At 59.4% G+C, this 19,342-nt stretch carries 14 protein-coding genes; 13 read left to right on the top strand and 1 reads right to left on the bottom strand.

Annotated elements, in window-relative coordinates; translation table 11 throughout:
• Nucleotides 1-223 precede the first annotated feature (223 nt).
• The 6 genes from hsdR to G6N80_RS07455 all read left to right on the top strand — a co-directional run bounded on the left by hsdR (nucleotide 224) and on the right by G6N80_RS07455 (nucleotide 8,642).
• Nucleotides 224-3,601: a type I restriction-modification system endonuclease gene (gene hsdR / locus G6N80_RS07480; RefSeq protein ID WP_246251462.1), complete on the top strand. Its 3,378-nt coding sequence runs from the start codon at nucleotides 224-226 to the stop codon at nucleotides 3,599-3,601.
• Between the two features lie 79 nt (nucleotides 3,602-3,680).
• Entirely contained in the window at nucleotides 3,681-5,216 is a 1,536-nt protein-coding gene (locus G6N80_RS07475) for a class I SAM-dependent DNA methyltransferase (protein WP_165132729.1), read from the top strand.
• Nucleotides 5,213-6,589, top strand: coding sequence for a restriction endonuclease subunit S (locus G6N80_RS07470; RefSeq protein ID WP_165132726.1), 1,377 nt, complete (start codon nucleotides 5,213-5,215; stop codon nucleotides 6,587-6,589). The genes G6N80_RS07475 and G6N80_RS07470 overlap by 4 nt, the downstream gene beginning before the upstream one ends.
• A 4-nt stretch (nucleotides 6,590-6,593) precedes the next feature.
• On the top strand, nucleotides 6,594-7,166 hold the full coding sequence (locus tag G6N80_RS07465) for a hypothetical protein (RefSeq protein ID WP_165132723.1): 573 nt from the start codon (nucleotides 6,594-6,596) through the stop codon (nucleotides 7,164-7,166).
• A 73-nt stretch (nucleotides 7,167-7,239) separates the two neighbouring features.
• Nucleotides 7,240-7,719: a hypothetical protein gene (locus tag G6N80_RS07460; RefSeq protein ID WP_165132720.1), complete on the top strand. Its 480-nt coding sequence runs from the start codon at nucleotides 7,240-7,242 to the stop codon at nucleotides 7,717-7,719.
• A complete protein-coding gene (locus tag G6N80_RS07455) occupies nucleotides 7,716-8,642 on the top strand; it encodes a restriction endonuclease (protein WP_165132718.1) in 927 nt (308 codons plus the stop codon). Before G6N80_RS07460 ends, G6N80_RS07455 begins: the two co-directional genes overlap by 4 nt.
• Before the next feature lie 35 nt (nucleotides 8,643-8,677).
• Here G6N80_RS07455 and G6N80_RS07450 read toward each other — a convergent pair whose 3' ends face one another.
• Complete coding sequence (locus G6N80_RS07450) at nucleotides 8,678-9,613, bottom strand: HNH endonuclease (RefSeq protein WP_165132716.1); 936 nt, start codon at nucleotides 9,611-9,613, stop codon at nucleotides 8,678-8,680.
• 344 nt (nucleotides 9,614-9,957) lie between these two features.
• Between G6N80_RS07450 and G6N80_RS07445 the strand changes: the two genes are divergently transcribed.
• The 7 genes from G6N80_RS07445 (at nucleotide 9,958) to G6N80_RS07415 (ending at nucleotide 19,319) form a co-directional block, all read left to right on the top strand.
• Nucleotides 9,958-11,196 carry a hypothetical protein gene (locus tag G6N80_RS07445; RefSeq protein ID WP_165132714.1) on the top strand — a complete coding sequence of 413 codons (1,239 nt, stop codon included), beginning with the start codon at nucleotides 9,958-9,960 and terminating at the stop codon, nucleotides 11,194-11,196.
• A 337-nt stretch (nucleotides 11,197-11,533) separates the two neighbouring features.
• Nucleotides 11,534-12,601, top strand: a complete 1,068-nt coding sequence (locus tag G6N80_RS07440; RefSeq protein ID WP_165132712.1) for a hypothetical protein — start codon at nucleotides 11,534-11,536, stop codon at nucleotides 12,599-12,601.
• A gap of 116 nt (nucleotides 12,602-12,717) precedes the next feature.
• Nucleotides 12,718-13,275: a hypothetical protein gene (locus G6N80_RS07435; RefSeq protein WP_165132710.1), complete on the top strand. Its 558-nt coding sequence runs from the start codon at nucleotides 12,718-12,720 to the stop codon at nucleotides 13,273-13,275.
• The gene (locus tag G6N80_RS07430; protein ID WP_165132708.1) at nucleotides 13,268-15,247 is read left to right on the top strand and encodes an AAA family ATPase; all 1,980 of its coding nucleotides are present in this window, start codon (nucleotides 13,268-13,270) and stop codon (nucleotides 15,245-15,247) included. The genes G6N80_RS07435 and G6N80_RS07430 overlap by 8 nt, the downstream gene beginning before the upstream one ends.
• The gene (locus G6N80_RS07425; protein WP_165132706.1) at nucleotides 15,244-16,020 is read left to right on the top strand and encodes an ATP-dependent metallopeptidase FtsH/Yme1/Tma family protein; all 777 of its coding nucleotides are present in this window, start codon (nucleotides 15,244-15,246) and stop codon (nucleotides 16,018-16,020) included. Before G6N80_RS07430 ends, G6N80_RS07425 begins: the two co-directional genes overlap by 4 nt.
• A 409-nt stretch (nucleotides 16,021-16,429) precedes the next feature.
• On the top strand, nucleotides 16,430-16,744 hold the full coding sequence (locus tag G6N80_RS07420; RefSeq protein ID WP_165132704.1) for a hypothetical protein: 315 nt from the start codon (nucleotides 16,430-16,432) through the stop codon (nucleotides 16,742-16,744).
• Between the two features lie 238 nt (nucleotides 16,745-16,982).
• The gene (locus G6N80_RS07415) at nucleotides 16,983-19,319 is read left to right on the top strand and encodes a hypothetical protein (RefSeq protein ID WP_165132702.1); all 2,337 of its coding nucleotides are present in this window, start codon (nucleotides 16,983-16,985) and stop codon (nucleotides 19,317-19,319) included.
• The last annotated feature ends 23 nt before the right edge of the window (nucleotides 19,320-19,342 follow it).

The raw sequence follows: 19,342 nt of genomic DNA, 5'->3' as shown, positions 1-19,342 counted from the left end.
TGGCGACGAACTTTGCACCAATAGCTTCTTTGGATGGGACGCTTTTGGGAAGGTATTGCCCTGATGTCTCGGAAATAATTTCCGCAGATCGGTGACTTTCTTCATCGGCTGGTCGCCACAACTCTAGTTTGCCAGCTTCGGCAACCTATGGCATGTTCCGCTAAATAGCATTGCAAAGCATCTGGGTGGGGCGTTGTCGGCGAATTTCGGTCATTTGGAAGAGATGAGCCCTGAACTCTATCGTTTAGGTGTGCTTGCGGAACGGTTTTTCTCCGAAGATGCCAATACCTCACTGATCAAGAGCCGCCAGTTCGGCGAATACATGGTCAAGGAAATCGCCGCCCTTTCCGGCGCCTACGATCCCGCCGCACGCGACACGACGAATGATCTGCTTCGCAGGCTTTCGGCCCAGCAAGTGCTGCCGCGTGAAGTCGCCAATATTTTCCACGCGATTCGGACGCGCGGCAACAGCGCCGCTCACAGCCTGGCGGGATCTCCTGCTGAAGCGTTGGCTGCGCTGAAGTTCTGTAGTGCTTTGGCGACCTGGTATCGCCGTACCTTTGGACGTGATCCGAACTTCAAACCGGGTCCGTTCGTCCCGCCTAAACCCTCAACCGATACCGACCAGGCAACGCAGGCCGAGCTCGCCGTCCTGCGTGCTCAGGTCAGGGACGCCGAGGAGAAACTAGCGGCTGCCCATGCCTCTGCCGAAGAGCTCGCAAAGGCCCGCGCAGCCGCGGAAGAACTGGCTCGCCAGGCTTCAGCAGATAGTGCCGTCTGGGAGCAGACCGCCGTCCAGATGGAGGCCAATCAGGCCGCACTCGCTCACAAGCTGGCCGAACTGCAGAAGGCGGCCGAAACCCAGCCCGCACAGATCCAGATGGAGTTCAAGCAGGCAGGTCTTGCGGCCGCGAGCCGCCTGGAACTGGATGAGCGCCAGACCCGCCGGCTGATCGACGTGCAACTCGTCGATGCCGGATGGGAAGCCGACAGCGACCGTCTGACCCATCAAAAGGGCGCTCGACCGGAGGAGGGCCGTAATCTCGCAATTGCCGAATGGCCCGCCGAAGGTGGCCGGGCGGATTATGCCCTTTTCGTCGGCCTCACCTGCGTCTGCGTCATCGAGGCCAAGCGCGAGAGCGTCGACGTGCCGTCTACTCTGCAACAAGCCGAACGCTATTCTCGCACCATAGTGCTCTCCCCGGAAGCAGTGCATCCGTACGGCCCTTGGAAACATGGCCTGGATGACCCCTTCCGCGTGCCTTTCATCTTTGCCACCAATGGCCGCCCCTTCGTGCGTCAGTGGGTGACAAAATCCGGCATCTGGTACCGTGATGTCCGGCGCGAGACCAACCAAGCCGTTCCGATGACGAGCTGGTTCTCGCCCAAGGATCTTCTCGACAAACTCACCACCGATGTCGATACCGCCGCGCAAGGACTCGCCGAAGAAAGCTTCGGCAAGGGTCGGATGCGCCCGTACCAGGAAGAGGCGATCGCCGCGATCGAGAATGCCGTGGTCGCCGGCCAGCGCGACATCCTCATCTCCATGGCGACCGGCACCGGCAAGACACGCACCGCGATCGCCCTGATGTACCGCCTTCTGAAACACAAGCGCTTCCGCCGCATACTCTTCCTGGTCGACCGCAAGGCGCTGGGCCGGCAGACAAGCGATGCGCTGGAGACCACTGAGATCGAGGGCATGCTTAACTTCGCCCAGATCTACAAGATTGCCGGGCTGGAGCAGAAACTGCCGGAGGACGAGGACCAGGTGCAGGTCGCGACAGTCCAGTCGCTGATTGCCCGCATCCTCAACGAGCCAGACCCTGCTAAGCGCCCCACACCCGGTACCTTCGACTGCATCATCGTGGACGAAGCCCACCGCGGTTACACGCTGGATGCCGAGCTGCGTGAGAGCGATATCGGCTTCCGCAACATTGACGACTACCAGTCGGCTTACCGCCAGATCCTCGACTATTTCGACGCCGTGAAGGTGGCGCTGACGGCGACGCCTGCGCTTCACACCCGTGAGATCTTCGGCCACCCCGTCTTCCACTATGGCTATCGTCAGGCCGTCGTCGAAGGTTATCTCAACGATCACCTGCCGCCGAAGCGCATCACGACCGCTCTGTCGGAGGCCGGCATCCATTTCAAGGGTGGAGAGGAGGTCGAGATCATCGATCGCAAGACGGGCCAGATCGATCTCTTCGAACTGCCGGACGAAGTCTCGCTTGATTACGACCTCGCCGACTTCAACAGGCGCGTCTATTCGGAATCCTTTAATCGCATCGTCTGCCGCGCCATCGCGACCGAAATCCCGCCATCCAAAGCCGGAAAGACGCTGATTTTCGCCGCACGCGATGCTCATGCCGATGACATCGTCCGTCTTCTGGTCGAGGAACTGCAGGAGGAATACGGCAAGGAAAACGTGCCGCATGGCATGGTGGCGAAGATCACCGGCACGGTCGACAAGGCAGACGACCTGATCCTGAAGTTCAAGAACGACCCCTATCCGAAATATGTCGTCACCGTCGATCTGCTCACCACCGGCGTCGATGTGCCCTCGATCTGCAATCTGGTCTTCGTCCGAAGGGTCAAAAGCCGCATCCTCTACGACCAGATGATCGGCCGCGCCACGCGGCTCTGCCCCGATATCGGCAAGGAGCATTTCCGCATCTTCGACGCCGTCGATCTCTATGCCGAACTACAAGAAATGAGCGACATGCGTCCGGTTGTCGTGAAGCCGGATATCGCGCTCGGCCAGCTCGTCACGGATCTGCAGAATGCGGAGATAGAAGAGGACAAGAGCTGGGTCGCAGCCCAGGTCGTCGTGCGCATGCGCAGCCTTGTGAAGCGCATGGATGCCGAGACCCGCGAGAGCTTTGAGCGCCACACAGGCGAAACCCCCGACATGGCGCTCCAGCAACTCTCCACCCGTTCCGGTGCCGAGTTGCAGCAGTGGCTGGCCGCTCATCCTCGCGCAGTCGAACTGCTGGAACGCCGCCCGCTGCGTACAGAAAAGAATGATGGCGTGGTCATCTCCACCCATGAGGACGAGCTGCTGCGCATCGAGGAGATTTTTGGCAAGAACACGACGCCGGAGGATTACATCACCGGCTTCGAACGCTTCGTGCGAGAAAACATGAACCAGGTTCCGGCGCTGATTGCTGTCACCCAGCGCCCGCGTGATCTGACCCGCAAGGAGCTTTCGGAACTCGCGGGCCTGCTCGATGAGAAGAATTATTCCGAAGCCATGCTGCGTGCCGCTTATGGCCGCGCCCGCAATGCCGACATCGCCGCCCATATCATCGGCTTCGTCCGCCAGGCAGCGCTCGGCGATCCTCTCATCCCCTATGCCACCCGCGTCGACAACGCGATCGTCAAGATCGAGGCCTCCCGATCCTGGACGCAAAAGCAGAAGGAGTGGCTGCGCCGCATCGGTCGCGCCTTGAAGGACAAGCCCGTGGCCGATCCGACCTTGCTGGACCAGGGCGCCTTTGCTGACAAGGGCGGCTTCAAGCGCATCGCGCAGGAGTTCGATGGCGAACTCGACGAGGTGCTGCATGCCTTCAACGAGGCGATCTGGGCGCCGCCCGCCGCGTGACCCTCAAGGCCGTCGTTGACCATCGACGGCTGATGACTACAACCGCAATCACGATCCGGGATCAGATGAGAATCACGCAATGAATGCCAATGCCATCGTCCAGAAACTCTGGCGCCTCTGCACGGTCCTGCGCAAGGACGGCATCACCTATCAGCAATATGTCACCGAGCTGACCTATCTGCTGTTTCTGAAGATGATGGCCGAGCGCAACCGCGAGACGGGCAGCCTGCCCAAGGGCATGCGCTGGGCGGATCTGGTCGCGGCGAACGGACTGGCGAAGCTCGAACATTACCGCAAGGTTCTCGTCACCCTCGGCGCCGCCAGCACGAAGCTCGGGCAGGACGACGCTCTCGTGCTGCCCCCCATCGCAGGCGCGAGCCCGGAAGAGCGCAAGCGGTATGCCGATGCCCGTCCGCTGCCCGACATGGTGCAAAAAATCTTCGACAACGCCTCCACCTTCCTGCGCGAGCCGCAGAACCTGACGACACTGGTCACCGCCATCGATGAGCTCGACTGGTTCTCCGAGGAGCGCGACCAGTTCGGCGATCTCTATGAAGGCCTGCTGCAGAAGAACGCGGAAGAAACCAAGCGCGGTGCCGGCCAATATTTTACCCCCCGCGTGCTGATCGAGCTTCTGGTCCGCCTCATGCAGCCAAAGCCCGGCGAAGTCATTCAGGATCCCGCCGCCGGTACCGGCGGCTTCCTGATTGCCGCCGATCGCTACATGAAGGCGCGCACCGATGACTATCTGGAACTCGGCGAGAAGGAGCAGGAGTTCCAGAAGCGCCGCGCCATCCACGGCATGGAAAACGTGCCGGGCACGCTGCGTCTGCTTTTGATGAACCTCTATCTGCACGATATCGATGGCGACCATGTCGATCTCGGCGATACGCTCTCCGACAAGGGCAAGACCCTTGGCCGCGCCAATCTCATCCTCACCAACCCACCCTTTGGCCCGGCAGGCGGCGCGCCGACCCGCGATGACCTCTCGGTCACGGCAAATGTCTCCTCCTACCAGCTTCCCTTTGTCGAACACTGCATCCGCGCGCTGCAGCCCGGTGGTCGCGCGGCGATCGTCGTGCCTGACAATGTTCTCTTCGAAGACGGGCGTGGGCGCGAACTGCGCCGGATGATGATGGACTGGTGCGAGTTGCACACCATCCTGCGCCTGCCGACCGGCATCTTCTATGCGCAAGGGGTGAAGACCAACGTCATCTTCCTGACGAGGGGCAAGACCGAGAGCGCCAACACGAAATCCGTCTGGATCTATGACCTGCGCGCCCAGATGCCGAAATTCGGCAAGACCACGCCGCTGACGGAAGCCCATTTCGAAGAGTTTGAACAGGCCTTTGGAACAAGCCCCTACGGCAAGGAGCGCGGCCCGGATGAAGGCGAAGCTGGCCGCTGGCGAGAGTTTAAACGCGAGGCCATCGCCGCTCGTGGCGACAATCTCGATATCGCCTGGCTGCGCGAGGCAGAAGAAGAGGCGGAAGAAGGCCTCATCGAACCCGACGACATCGCCGCCGCCATCCTCGGCCATCTGCAGGCAGCAACGCTGGAGATCGAGGCACTGATGGCGGAGCTGGGCGATGAGCTGCCGGAGGCGGCGGAATGATCGAGTTGCCGAGGGGATGGGTTGAAAGTTCTGTTGATGAGGTCGGCGAAATATCATCAGGTTTCGGTTTTCCAGACCGTTTCCAAGGAAATGTCACAGGTGAATTGCCGTTTGCCAAAGTTCGAGATATTTCCCAAGCATATCAACGGAATGGAGGCATCCTTAGCGGTGCTGGCAACTACGTAAGTCGTTCTGATCTCACTGCCCTGAAGGCGAGAACTGTCCCTGCAGGCTCGGTCGCGTTCGCAAAAATCGGTGAAGCGCTAAAGCTCAATCGCCGCGTCCTGCTGGATGTCGAGGCAGTGCTAGACAACAATTGCATGGCTGTGACGCCACACCAGGGGCTAGTTGAGCCGAAGTTCTTATATCGGTTTCTAACGACGCTCGATTTCGCCCCCTTTTCAGTCGCAACCACTGTTCCTTCCATCAGGAAAGGGGACGTAGGCAGCATTCGTCTGCCCCTCCCACCCTTGGCCGAGCAAAAGCGTATCGTGGCCAAGCTGGATGCGCTGAACGCGAAATCCACCCGCGCCCGCACCGAACTCGCCCGCATCGAAACCCTCGTCTCCCGCTACAAGCAGGCCGTGCTCAGCAAGGCGTTCAGCGGGGAGTTGACCGCGGCCCAGTTTGCTCACCCTGATGGCGACAGAAGTGCTGGCCATCCCGCGCATTGGAAACAAATGCAGCTTGGCGAAATAGCCGACATCAAGTCTGGGATCACGCTAGGAAAGAAGCGCAAGCCTGACGAGAAGTTGTTGGAGTTGCCATATTTGCGCGTTGCGAATGTGCAGCGGGGCTGGCTCAATCTCCGGGAAATCAAGACGATCGAGGTAACCTCCAAAGAGGCCGACGCTCTATTCCTCTGTGAGGGCGACGTTCTCATGAATGAAGGCGGTGATCGTGACAAGCTCGGGCGGGGCTGGGTTTGGGACGGCCAAATTCCTGACTGCATCCACCAGAACCATGTGTTTCGCGTGAGGTTGGCGTCTGGCACGGTTCCTCCGCGCTTCCTGTCCTATTACGCCAACGAATTCGGGCAAAAGCACTTTTTCGACGAGGGGAAGCAGACGACGAACCTCGCATCGATTAGCAAGTCGAAGCTCTCCGCGATGACCGTGCCGGTTCCGCCCTTTGAGGAGGCAATAGAAATCGTCCGCCGCATCGAATCCGCCTTCGCCAAGATCGACCGGCTGGCGAAAGAGGCAAAGCGCGCGCTGGAACTGGTGGGCCGGCTGGACGAGGCGATCCTGGCCAAAGCCTTCCGCGGCGAACTGGTCCCCCAGGACGAAAATGATGAACCCGCCGAACACCTGCTCGCCCGCATCCGCGCCGAGCGCGAGGCGGCACCGAAGGGGAAACGTAAAAGGGGGTAAGGGCATGAACCAGAAAACTGGCAGACAAGCTGTCTCGCAGGGTAAGCTTGACGGTCTTTGCGGCGTGTATTCCATCATCAACGGGATTGGACTTATAGAGACACGGCGGATGAGCGAGGAAGATCGTAGGCATCTGTTTGTATATCTCGTTGACCTTCTCGATGACGGACGCGGTATCGGTACGATCGTCCAGAGTGGAATTAGTTTCCGTAATTTGGGCAAGCTGATTGACGTTGCAAGCCGCTTGCGTCGTTCCAAGACGCGAAAGGTGGTCCGGCGACAGACCGCCATGAAGCAGATACCGCGCGACATTGACGAGTTTTGGGATGTCCTTGGCGATCACGTGGATACAGCGCAGGGCAGGACGGTTATCCTTGGTATGAGCGGTAAATATGAGCACTGGACGGTCGTTAAATCCATTAGTGCACGACGCATGGAGCTTCATGATTCAGACGGCCTGATCCAACTAGATAAGGCCCGGTGCGGATTACGCGACGGAGATGGTGGAAGCCACATTCTTTGGGCAACTCAGAGTTATCTTCTGTATTTGGAAGATAATCTGGACGAAGTCCTTTAAGTACTGCGCTTTTTGGAGTGTGGCAGCTCGTAAATTGGACAGTGAGCAATAGGGTATTAGCGATATGAGATCTGTGAGCGATTGGGATGACAAGCAACTAGCCAACCTGATCGCCAACTATCAAAGGCTTGAGCGGGTGGACGACCCCTATTACCTCGAAGCTTTGTCCGAAATGGCCCGCCGCAAAGGCGGCGGGCTGGAATTCGAGAAGACATTCAGCGCTGTTCTGAAGGCCGCGAAAGAGCGGCGCTTCCTGTCCTATAAGCAACTTGCGGACGAAAGCGGTGTCGAATGGTTGAAGGTGCGCTACGCCGCCAACCAACATCTGGGCGACCTGATCGAATATGCCCACCGCAGGGGATGGCCGCTGCTTAGCGCCATCATCGTGAACCAGCAAAATCTCGAAGACGGCCATATGGAGCCGTCAACGCTTAGGGGGTTCTATGAAGCAGCTCGCTCACTAGGATACGCTGTCGCCGATGAGAAAGCCTTTCTAAAAGATCAGCAGCAGCGGGTGTTCGAGTGGGCCGCAACATATAATGAGGCGCAATGACCATTCCCGATTACCAGACCCTTATGCTCCCAGTCTTGCGTCTCGCGGCGGCTGGTGAAACGCGCGTCGCCGACGTGGCGGAACGCATTGCTGACGATCTTGGCCTCACTCAGGAAGAGCGTGACGAGATGCTGCCGAGCGGACGTCAACGCGTGCTGCACAACCGCATTCACTGGGCTAAATTCTACATGGGCAAAGCAGGGCTGATCGTCTCGCCCGCTCGCGGCAGGTTTACGGCCAGCGACAAGGGGCGGGCGCTTCTGGCGACGGCTCCTGCGAGGGTCGACGTAGCCATGCTCATGCAGGAGCAGGAGTTTCGTGAATTTTATAGAAACGAAGGCGCGGCAGCAGACGAGGGTGGTGTTCCTGTTGAACCAGTCCAAGACACCTCTGCCCGAACGACGCCGGAAGAGCAGATCGATGCGGCTTATGCGTCCATACAGGCAGCCTTGCGCGACGAATTGCTTCAGCGCATCCTCTCCAACAGTCCCGCCTTCTTCGAACAGCTTATCGTCGATCTCCTGGTCGCCATGGGCTATGGCGGCAGCCACAAGGATGCAGCTGCACAGATTGGCCGTTCCGGCGACGGCGGCGTCGATGGCATTATCAGTGAGGATCGGCTTGGTCTCGACCGCATCTATCTTCAGGCCAAGCGCTATGCGCCCGGCAATCCCGTCGGTCGACCGGATGTCAATGGCTTCGTGGGCAGCCTCGTTGGCTTCGGGGCTACGAAAGGTGTCTTTGTCACCACATCCAGTTTCAGCCAGCCTGCGCGGGACTATGTAAGGCATCTGGCCCAACGAGTCGTGCTCATCGATGGACGAGAACTGGCCGATCTGATGATTGAACACGGCGTCGGCGTCCGCAGCTACCGAACGGTTGAGTTCAAGCGGCTGGACGAGGATTTTTTCGGTGAGGAGTGAGAGCAGCTTTTCGAGCGGAAATTATTTCCGCCTCGTCACCCCTTGAACACTTGTCTGCGGTGATATTGCAGAAACTGCGAATGTGGCCGCTCGTCCGGGCGTGAGGGCACAAGCAGGCGCCGTTCGGGATTGATCAGCCGCGTGATGGTATCTGGCACGCCGCCACTGGCGATCAGCAGGCTGTAATCGTCATCGACCGAGATCAGGCCGCGGTCGAACATCCAGTGCACGGTGCCGGAGAGTGCGAGGCCGTTTCGTACGCTGTCTGGCCCCCTGTCGGCCACTGGGCGGATGTGTGCGGCCTGAACCTCGGAACGGCCGCCGCCATTGATCAGCTTCAGGCCCGTGACGGCGCAGGTGTCGTGATAGGCCGCCTTGATCGCCGCGGAAAACGCCCTGTCCCGGAAAGGACGCTGCACTATCTGAGCGACGATCCGGCGGTCGACGCTGTCGATCTCGTATGGCATCTGCGGATTGTCACCAAAGCCGATGCGCGCTTCCTCGGCCGGATCGGGCGTCGGACGTTCCCGATCCCGTCGCCCGAGCACATGCGCGAAGCCAGCAGCGAGGATCAGATCGTATTTCTCATCCGGGATGTTGCGCACGGCGCGCCCAAAGGCCCCCTTGTTCGTTGAGCCGTCTTCCTTGCGTAGGCCGCTCTCATAATAGTGGTCGTTTTCCTTGAACGGCACTGGATGATCGAAGTGCAGAAAGTCATCAATCAGCGCATAGAAGTGGTCGGGTTTCGATGGATCCTCGATGATGTCGTTGATCCGGGCTGTCGCGAAATAAGCCTGCTTGCCACCCGTCTTCATCAGGTCGCCGCTTGGCCGCCGTGGCTCATAGTAGATGATCCAGTCTCCCCGCGCGGCCTCCACCTGCCGAAGATAGGTGCGCGGGAAATGGTACCGCTGTTCCGGGAGATCGTCGTAGGTCGGATCGACCTTGGTGGTGAGTATGGCCTTAGCCATGGGTTGGACGTGCTCTCAATTGGCTAACTTGTCGGCTCAGCTTTGGTACCAGGTGGCAGGCCGATTTGAAAAGACCCGAATGCTCCTAACCGTTCTAGTCCTGCCGCAGGGGCGCTGCGCGCGTATTAAGTGTAATTAATACTTGTGTTTCGAAAAGTGAAAAATATTTATTTTTACGATCATAATAAGTAAATTTGTGTATTTATAGGTGTTCTTGAGCGTATAAACCGGATTTGTACTCGGACACAATTTATTGCAAAACTTTGGATTGCTTTCATGTTTTTCGTCGATCGGAGATAATAGAGGGGTAGAGGCGGTTCTGCTTCTACGAATATCCCTCTTACATGGAGATGACCATGAACAAGACTTCTAAAGCTTCCGCTCTCTTGTCCGCCGCCTACACCTTCTACGAAACCAACGCTGTCGCAGAAGACATCAAGAGCCAGCTCGAAGAGACGGCCAAGTTCCTCATCGGCGTTTCTCGCCGTTCGACGGAGGAGACCTTCAAGCTCGGCGAGCATCTTGAACGCGCCGCCGAACTGCTCCCGGAAGGAACGTTGGAAAAGTGGGCCGTCGAGCGCTGCGGCTATACAGCGCGCCACGTCCGGACACAGCGCGCAGTATTTCGTAATCTCGATCGCTACAGGGAAATCCTGGTGGAACTGGCCGTGGGTCCGACGGTTCTTGGAAAGTTGAGTGCAGCGGAGCCCGAGCAGATCGAGCAGGCTATCGGCTTTGCTGAGCAAAACGGCAAACTCAGGGTGCAGGACGTCGCGGCGATTATGGTCGGATCGAAAAACGAGGCAGCGGCAGGGGCGCAGATTGATCCGTATGATGTCGGCGGCCTTGAGGGGCTCAAGGCAATCATCGCGATTAAGGTCCGGGATGGCATCAAATCCTTCATTGGGCACTTGGAGGAGATCCGCGCACATGTCAATGAAGCGTTGCCGAAGAAGAACATCGTCAAGAAAACGCTCTCCGGAAAGACGCATCTGGTGGCGCGCCTTGCCAACGAAGAACTGAAAAGTCTGGCGCAGTTCGTCAGGCCCTATCCAACTGCAGCACACGTGATCTCGCCCACCTCCATCCCGGTCAAGACTGGCTGGGGCGCGGTCAGCACGATGCTTTACAAGATGGGCAGCGAAACGACGTGGCCGGACAAAGGCGAGCTTCGGACCTGGTTGGAAACGGAAGTCGTGCCAATCCTGGAATGGGCCAGCTCCAAATCAAGCGCCCCGACCTGGCCAGGCGCGGAAACAAGTGAAGCACCGAGCGCGAACGTTCCTCTCGAGGTTGGCTCCGTCGGACCGATTCCTGCTCATGTCGGCGACAGTGCCGATCTGGTAGTCACCGGCATCCCCTCGATGGAAAAAAGGATGGAGTCTATCGCTGCAGCTTTTGGAGCGACTGCCACGGTCGAGGTGCCCAAGTCCAAAGGCACGTTGGACGTTGACGTTCCTTCCGTCGCTGACGCACTTGCCCAGCCTGAAAAGCGCCCGACCCGCAATGACATTGTTAAGCAGATCAAGTCAGAGTGGAGCGTCGCGAAACAATCGGCAACATCACCAAACGCCGCAGTGTGATACGCTTGACCCAAGACCCATGCTCGGAATCCCGGGCCTTCCCTCCGAACTCGAAGGGGCCGCATGTCGGCCCTTTTCCTTTTGCCTGATGATGGCGAGCGAAACGCTGAGGCCGACCCCTGCGATCACCGGATGCGTTCGTCGGCCCGGACTTCGTGAGCCCGCCGTTAACCTTGTACCGGCTTTGTTCTTTTTTGTGCTTCCGGGTCCTTGAGCCCGCCCGCCGGTCCTGCCAGGTTGGTGGCGTTCGGATGACCGGACACAAAACGGCCCAAGCCGATGCTGGTAACATCGACAAGGGCCTGACCCTCAGCCTTCGCTAAAAAGGAATCGGGCTATGACAACGCATACTCTCTCAACCTCTGCCGGGGAAGTTCTTCGTTCGACTGTCGCTGCGACATCGATGTTCTCCCACCGCTCATTCGGTATCGGTGCCTACAGCATCAGCGAACCGGCCGCTTTGCGCCGCCATCCGCATATTGTTCGCTTCGCCGAAGTCGAGGCCGATCTCGATCTGCTCATCGATCGCGCCATTGCGGCAATCGCCGACGGCGAGCCCGTCGAGGACGAGATCCTCGGCCACTACGTTCACATCGCTTCGCTTGTCCGTGCAGTGTCTTTCCGGGAAGGCAAGTTGTTGGAGCAGGCGGTCGAGCGTCTGGCTAAAGCCAACCCCAATGTCGTTGTCTTGACGCAGTCGCTGAAGTTGCCGCTGGTGAAGGCCGCGTTTGAAGCCGTGTCCGGCAACGACTGGTCCAGCCTTGATGGCGTGAAGCTTGATTGCGAGGCACCGGCGAAGGGCAGCTATACGCCAGACCTGATCCTCGTGAATCGTGCGCGGCACACGGCCTACATCCTCGATCTCAAACGGTCGCTCGCCTCGTATGGCGACACCAGCCGGCTCGAGGAGTTGAAGCTGAAGATGATGGCGTCGGCGATGGTGCTGCCGGACTGGCTTTATAAAAGCCACAAGCGCTTGATGGTCGATACCGTCGAAGTTGCCATCGTCGATGGCGCCAGTCGCCCAAGCGATCATGCCAACGGCATCTGGGCCTTGTCGGAGATCGACGACCTGCTGGAAATCGACGGAGTTGCGGCCTGCATGGCCGAACTGCGCCTGCGCTTCGGTCGCCGCGTGCAGCAGCTCCTCGAAGCGGAAGCCCGTAAGGCTCTCGGTGTCGTGGCTCCGGTTGTGTCGGACGCGGCCGCTACCTCGACCGTATTGGGCAAGCCGCTGATCGCGCTGAACGGTTCGTCTCGCGCCTACGAGGAAGAGCAAGCGATGGCCGCGCAGGACGAGGACAATGGTCACGACCATCTCGGCTGCTTCGACGAGGATCATGACGACGAGCCGGAGCCCGTCCGTATCCGGGTCGGCTTTGCCCGCCGTCCGCGCAGGCACTGACGCGCCGCCAGCCTAGCGACGTTGATCGCGGCCGCGCCTGAAGCGCGTGGCCGGCTTCTCCAGTCAATTCCATTCCGTGAACGCCGGATGCGATGCGCTCCGGCGAGGAGACAGTTATGTCCATCGATACCCACAGCCCGTCTGTGGCCGGCTTCGTCTGCGAAGCGGTCACGGTCGATACCATCGCGTTGCCCTGCCATCACGGCACATCTGGGAAACTCTCTCCTATCCAGTCCGCGGGCCTTGGCCATGGTCAGAGCGATGGCGACGATCCCGCCGTTCTGATCGGCCTGGCGCTCGCCTTCGTCCGGCAAGGTCCTCTGCTGGATGGCCATGTCCCTGAGCCTCTGATGCTGCGGTTGCGCGCTACTGCCGACGGCGGCAATGCGGCATGCCGCCTGCTGCTCGACTGGCTGCATAACCGCAATCGACACCTTGCTCCGTTCGGGAACGAGCATCCGAGCCTGTCTGTCTCGACTGGTCCGGCTTCGATCACTCCTCCGAGCGACCCTCTGCCGCCACGTCGTTCGCCGCGCGAGCGTGTTTTGACGCGGATCCCGAAGCCCGGTGCCATTGACGGGCTGCGGCGTGGTCGAACGCGTCCGCGCGATCCGGTGAAGAACGCCCACACGGCAATTATTGCCGCGGATACAGGAGGCCGGATCGATGGATAAGCTCGCCCGTCTGTTTATCCGCCGTCTTCGGCATCTTAGCCTTCGCGAGGCACGCCGAATGGCACTGCGCAATGGTCTGATCGAGGCCAAGATCGTCGATGTCGATGGTCTTCGCACCTGCCGCTACAGTCCCGCTTTCGACACGACACGACTGACCGGCGACCCGATCCGTGATGATACCTGGTTCCGGCGCAATTTTGGTGACTGGCTTGTCGCACCGAAGGAAACCGGCAATCCGACAACCGGCTCTGGTGGCGATAGTGTTGTGACCGCCGGGATCACTCATCCGCCGTTCGCCGCGCAACTCGTGGTCCTGCCTCGGGCGCGTCGCGGCGCAATCGCGCAAGATACGGTGCTGGGCAACGGAATCGATCGGCGCGCTTACGCCGTCGGTCTGGTGGATCGCGCAGCCGCTCAGCCACTGGTCAGTCACATCGTTGCAACCCTGGTTCTGGCGCGTGCGGTGCGCAGCAGCGGACGGTCGCTTCGGGAGATCGTCTATACGCTGACCCGCGTGACACCGGTCGTCACCCTTCATGCGCCACTTGCAGGCTTCGAGCGGCAAGTGCTGCGGCTCCTGGAGAAAACCCGGCTTGTCCCGGGCGGCCCGTTTGCGATCGTCGATGCGGACCACATGTTCAACGATGATCATTTTGACGTCGTCGAAGGCGAGACGCGCAGGCGCTTGATGACCTTCTCGGGTGCCGGCGTGCATCGTGTCACGGGCAATGCCCTGCGTCGGCGGATGCTCAGTGCGCTGTCCCACGACTTGTCAGTGCTCGCCGTCGCGGAGAAACGCTCGGACATTCCCTCGCTGTTGCAGATCGCCGCCGACCTGTCGCTGGAGATGGGAAAGCTCGATCGCAGCTTCGTCGCCGATCTGGTCGAAGTGCTATATCCGGACGTGGCAATCGAGACGCTGGGCCTGCCGTCGGATTCCGATGCGCGCTGGCTGTCGCTGGAGGATCTGGTCCTTGCCTTCCGTCCGGGGCGGCACGTTCGCGACGTCCTGCATGTCCTTGCCACGCTCAGTGAGCGCAATCGCGGTGACTTCGAGGAAGAGGAGGACGGTGGTGGCGGGAGTGACGACAAGGCACCCGGATCGGCATCGTCGAACACATCCGCCGAGAAGCCCAAAGGCTCACACGAAAAGCCGAAACCGACCGACACTGATAGCAACGGTCGCTGGAAAAAGGACAAGCCGTCCGGGGCCGAAGTGATCCAGCCGGAGCCAATGCCGGCGCTGGGCGAGACCGGCCACAAACCGCCATTGACCGTGGAAACGCTATCCGGATATGGCAGAGCGAAAGACTGGGCGCTCGATCTCGAGGCAGATCTGGACGATTATCTGGCGAGTAACCTCGCTTGGTCGGAGATGAGCACCAAGCTCCTTCTGTCTGGCCCGCCCGGAACCGGTAAGACCACCTTTGCCCGCGCGCTGTGCAACAGCCTGCAGGTCCCACTGATCGTCACCTCGGTGTCGACCTGGCTGCAGGGTGGTCATTTGAATGACGTGATCGACAAGATGAGCAAAACCTTTGTCGAGGCGCGAGCCATGGCACCGGCGATTTTGTTTATCGACGAGATCGACGGCATCGGCAAACGGCAGCCCGCCGAGCGTGAACATGCTGATTACTGGAATACCATCGTCAACAAGTCGCTGGAACTGCTCGATGGCGCGATCAAGAACGAAGGACTGATCATTGTTGGTGCCACAAACCGGCCCGATCATATCGACGAGGCCATCAAGCGCTCCGGACGGCTGGAGACTCATATCGAAATCCCAAGGCCCGATATCCCGACGCTGGCGGAAATCCTTGCCCATCATCTCGGCGACGATGTGACATCGCTGATCCGGGAGCCAGTCCCAGAAACCCATAAAGAAGCCGAGGACGGATTCTCGCTGAAGGGGATCGTTGCCGACTATCTGGAGCACGAAGCCGAAGAAGAACGGAAGGGAGCAAGCCGATGACCGCTCCACAGAACACCACCATGATGGAAACGCCGCCCGCCGCGCAACACACCAATTCTGCTGATGCGATCCTCAGGCGTCTCGCCACCCGCGCCATGGGGCTGACGGGTGCGGATATCGAGCGCATCGTCCGCGAAGCACGGTTGAAGGCGCGCCGCGGCAAGCGGGCGATCCGCTATCAGGACATCGAAGAGGGCATCCGCGGCAACCGCCCGCCCGTGCCCTACAATCTGCGCTGGCGCTACGCTTTCCACGAGGCCGGACATGCCGTTGTCCATCATGCGCTCGATCTCGGACCTGTTCGCGGTCTCAACATCGATACCGGCGAGGGCGGTTACAATCTCGTCGGCTTCCACGCATGGGCGACCGATACCCGCGACTGGTACGAACACATGCTGACCATGCTGATGGCCGGGCGGGCTGCCGAGCAACTGGTGCTCAAACGTGTCTCAAGCGGTTCCGGTGGTTCCGACGACAGCGATCTGGCGCGGGCCACGCGGCTCGCCTTCAATATGGAACGCACTCTTGGCTTCGGACCTGAGCATCCGTTGCTCTATCGCCCGCATCGCGATCCGGGCGCTGTGTTCGAGCGTGATGCCGAACTGGCGGATCGGGTTCATGCCAAGCTGGAAGCGGCACTCGACCGGGCAGGGACGATCCTCAGGAGGCGCAGGCCGACCTTCCATGCCCTCGCCAAGGCTCTGTTCGAGGCTCAGGCGATGGATGAGATGGCGGTGCTGCGCATCCTGACGGACGGTGATCCACCGCCCTAAAGCTGATAGTCATGCGACCGAGGCGCGGCGCGATGAAGGCGTTCCAGCACTTGATGCCGTTCGCAAACGGGAAGGCTGGATCCTCGGACACCATCAAGATGATGCGACACGACTTGAGACGAGGTGTACCACGTTGTCGGCAACTCAGGTTAAGTCTCCGGCAACCTGAAACAAATTGCGCTCATTTGATTCCGAACTGGAATACTTTGATTCATCAACGCCGTTTGCGGTCGAACAGGTCGTTTTGACGTGAGATAACGTGCCGCAACTCGAAACAAATTGCGGTCATTTGATTCATTGTTCCGCGCTGTCGATTCAAAGTTCGAAATTTCCGATTCAGCCGAACAAGGCTTGCGCCGGCAGGCCGGTCCCATGACCATTGAAGAGGTTGAGGATCGGGAGGACCATTATGAACCTAAAGGTAGCAAGGCAGCGACAGAAGGCACTTCGTGATGCCAACAGAAGGGCGAAGCGGCCTGACAGAGATGACGTCGCGAGAGTTGCGCTGTTCTGGCTGATCCGGCGGGCGATCGACAAGGATCAGCAGATGGAACTCGAGAAGTTCCAGAATAAGATCGTCTCGATGCTGACGGATCAGGGGTTCGATGAGCGCGAATGCGATGCGGTGTTCGACGATCTTGTCGCCAAGTATCGGACAGGCGGCTCACCGTTTCGTAGGAAAATCCATCTGATCTATCCCGATGGCGCCGACGATGAGATCTGAGCGTCCGCTCCCCACTTGGTCTTTCGTTCTCGGAGCTGCTTGCTCGACGAGGCCGATCCAACGCCTAACGGCGTTTCATGGGATAACGACTTCTCCCCCCATTACTTCGTAAAACGCCGTTTGATTCTGAATCGAATTTCTGAAGATGCAGACGGCTCAAATCCTTCGTTAATCCGCTTCGCGTAGCTCGGCCGGCCCCTTGCACTGAGGGTCCGAGTAACGAGCATGATGAAGTGAAATGACCAAGCTAACTGCAATCAAAGCCTTCCAACGTAAGATCGACGCCTATTGCGAACTGCGTCTCTCGACCGCCTTTTCTAGCGACGAAGCCGAAGCCCTCAAGGCATACATGCGGCGACTTATCGAACGAAGGTGTGGACCACCCCGGACGGCAGGCCATACCGAATGGGATGTCGTTGCTCGCATGACCGGGATCGATGCTCGATCGCTTGCTTCGCATCACCGCCTGATCGACCCCGGCTTTGATGCCATCGTTCGTTGGAACAGGGACGTCGGACAAACTGCTGAAGCGACGCAAGAGGGCCTCCCGAAGCTCGGAGACGCATCGAGGTCCAAAAAGGCCCCCGCCGAGAGGTCGAAACCGACAATCAAGCCCGCGCCTTCGATGACGGAACGTTCTCAGCTTGCCTCGGCGGAGCCCAAGCCTGGCATGAAAGTAGAGTTTCCTGAACCCTTGTTTCGCGAGTGGGATGATCCTGCGGATTTCGCCGAGTCACTCCAACTCCACATGCGTCGCCACGGTGAGAGCTACTGGGTCCTCTATCGATCGGTAGTGCGGCCTGATGAGCCCATGGACAAGAATACGTTGCTGAGCTGGATCGAACGCCGACGCATGCCACGGAGCACCGATAGCTTCGATGTGCTTGGTCGCATCGAGCGCCGTTACCGTCTCCCGGAAGGCTATTTCAAAGCAAAGCTGCCGCATCAGTCGCGATCGGCGTCGGGGTTCAACCTCTCGGGTATCGAGCCTGCGGAACGACGTAGGATCGCATGGCATCTACCAGATAACTTCAATTCGCTCCCATTTGCCAAGCGCGAGGAAATTCTCGATTGGGTTCGTCGCGTCATCATCAGCGGGTCGACGGATTATCGCAAGTTCCAAGCCGCAGCGGCCAAGCAGCGTTACGCTATCCGATTTCCGGGGGTATCCTATGGCGGACGCGCGCCACGTGATGGAAAGATCGCGGTTCCGGCAAACTATGAAGAGACCTGGATCGAAGACCCTGACCTGTTGTCCGGCGTCATCAATGCGCCGCCGACACTCGCGATGGAAATGGCGGACCTGGTCCGCTTCAAGACATCAGCACTCACCTCAATCGGATTTCAGCGAAACGGTGTCTGGGGCGAGGAAACCGCCTCCCAGAAGATTGAGCATCTTGGCCTGATGTTTGGCGCACTTGCGGCGTCAAAGGCCGGAGAGATCAAAGGCCATGGGGTGCCACTGCGTCAACTGACCTTCGGACTGCTAATCTTTCCTGGCGTCTGGGACTGGTATCTGCAATGGCGCGAAAGCCGCCGAGGTTTCTACACGGCGTGGGAAGTCGACATGCTGCGGATCGCCTTGGCAATCACTAAGGAAAGCACCGGGTGGCTTCGACAGCATCCCGAACTTTTGGCGCGTGTGCAGCCCATTGCCGGTCTCGTCTCGCAGAACGAGATTGATTATGCCCGGGAGGATTGGCACGGCGCCTGCGAGGATTTTCACACACATGCCTCCCACCGTGTGAAAGAGATCCAGCGTATCGCCCGGGTCCATCGTGATCCGTTCGAGCCGATCATGCCGGTGCTCGAAGCTGACAGCCCGGTCGGCGAATATCGGAAGATCACCGAGGAGATCATCCGGCTGATGCCTGACGAGGAGCGCTATCCGCGTCCGGCTGCCGAGGCGGCTCGCTCGTTCCTCATGCTGCGGCTGGGATTGCATCTCGGGCTTCGCCAGAAAAATCTTCGGCAATTGATGCTATGCCCACGCGGACAGATGCCGCGCCCGGAACGCGTGCTCGAAAAGCTCAAGCGTGGAGAAATCCGCTGGAGCGACCGGGACGGTGGCTGGGAGGTGTTGATCCCGGCGGTGGCTTTCAAGAACGCACACTCGTCGTTCTTCGGAGATACACCATTTAGACTGGTGCTGCCCGATCTGCTCGACCTCTACCGCCATATCGATGACTACGTCGAGCGCCATCGCTCGGTCCTTCTTAAAGGCGCTGCCGATCCCGGGACGTTTTTTGTGAAGACGGTCAAGACGACGAGTACCGACGCTGCCTACGACATCACCAGCTTCTATGAGGCGTGGCGGCTCACAATCCAGCGCTACGGCATCTACAATCCATACACAGGTCGTGGGGCGATCAAAGGCCTGCTGCCCCATGGTCCTCACAACGTTCGTGATGTTCTCGCCACGCACATCCTGAAGCAGACCGGCTCGTACGAACAGGCAAGCTACGCCATCCAGGATACGGCTGACATGGTGGCAAAACACTACGGTCGCTTCCTTCCGCGGGACAAGTCTGCGCTGGCAGCACGAATTCTCAATCAGGTTTGGGAAGCCGCCTAGTCACGCAACATGCCCGGGCGGAA

Origin of the sequence: Rhizobium rhizoryzae, assembly GCF_011046895.1 — a bacterium.
GTDB lineage: Bacteria > Pseudomonadota > Alphaproteobacteria > Rhizobiales > Rhizobiaceae > Neorhizobium > Neorhizobium rhizoryzae.
Note: the sequence above shows the minus strand (reverse complement) of the source record. Positions and strands in the feature narration are given on the sequence as shown.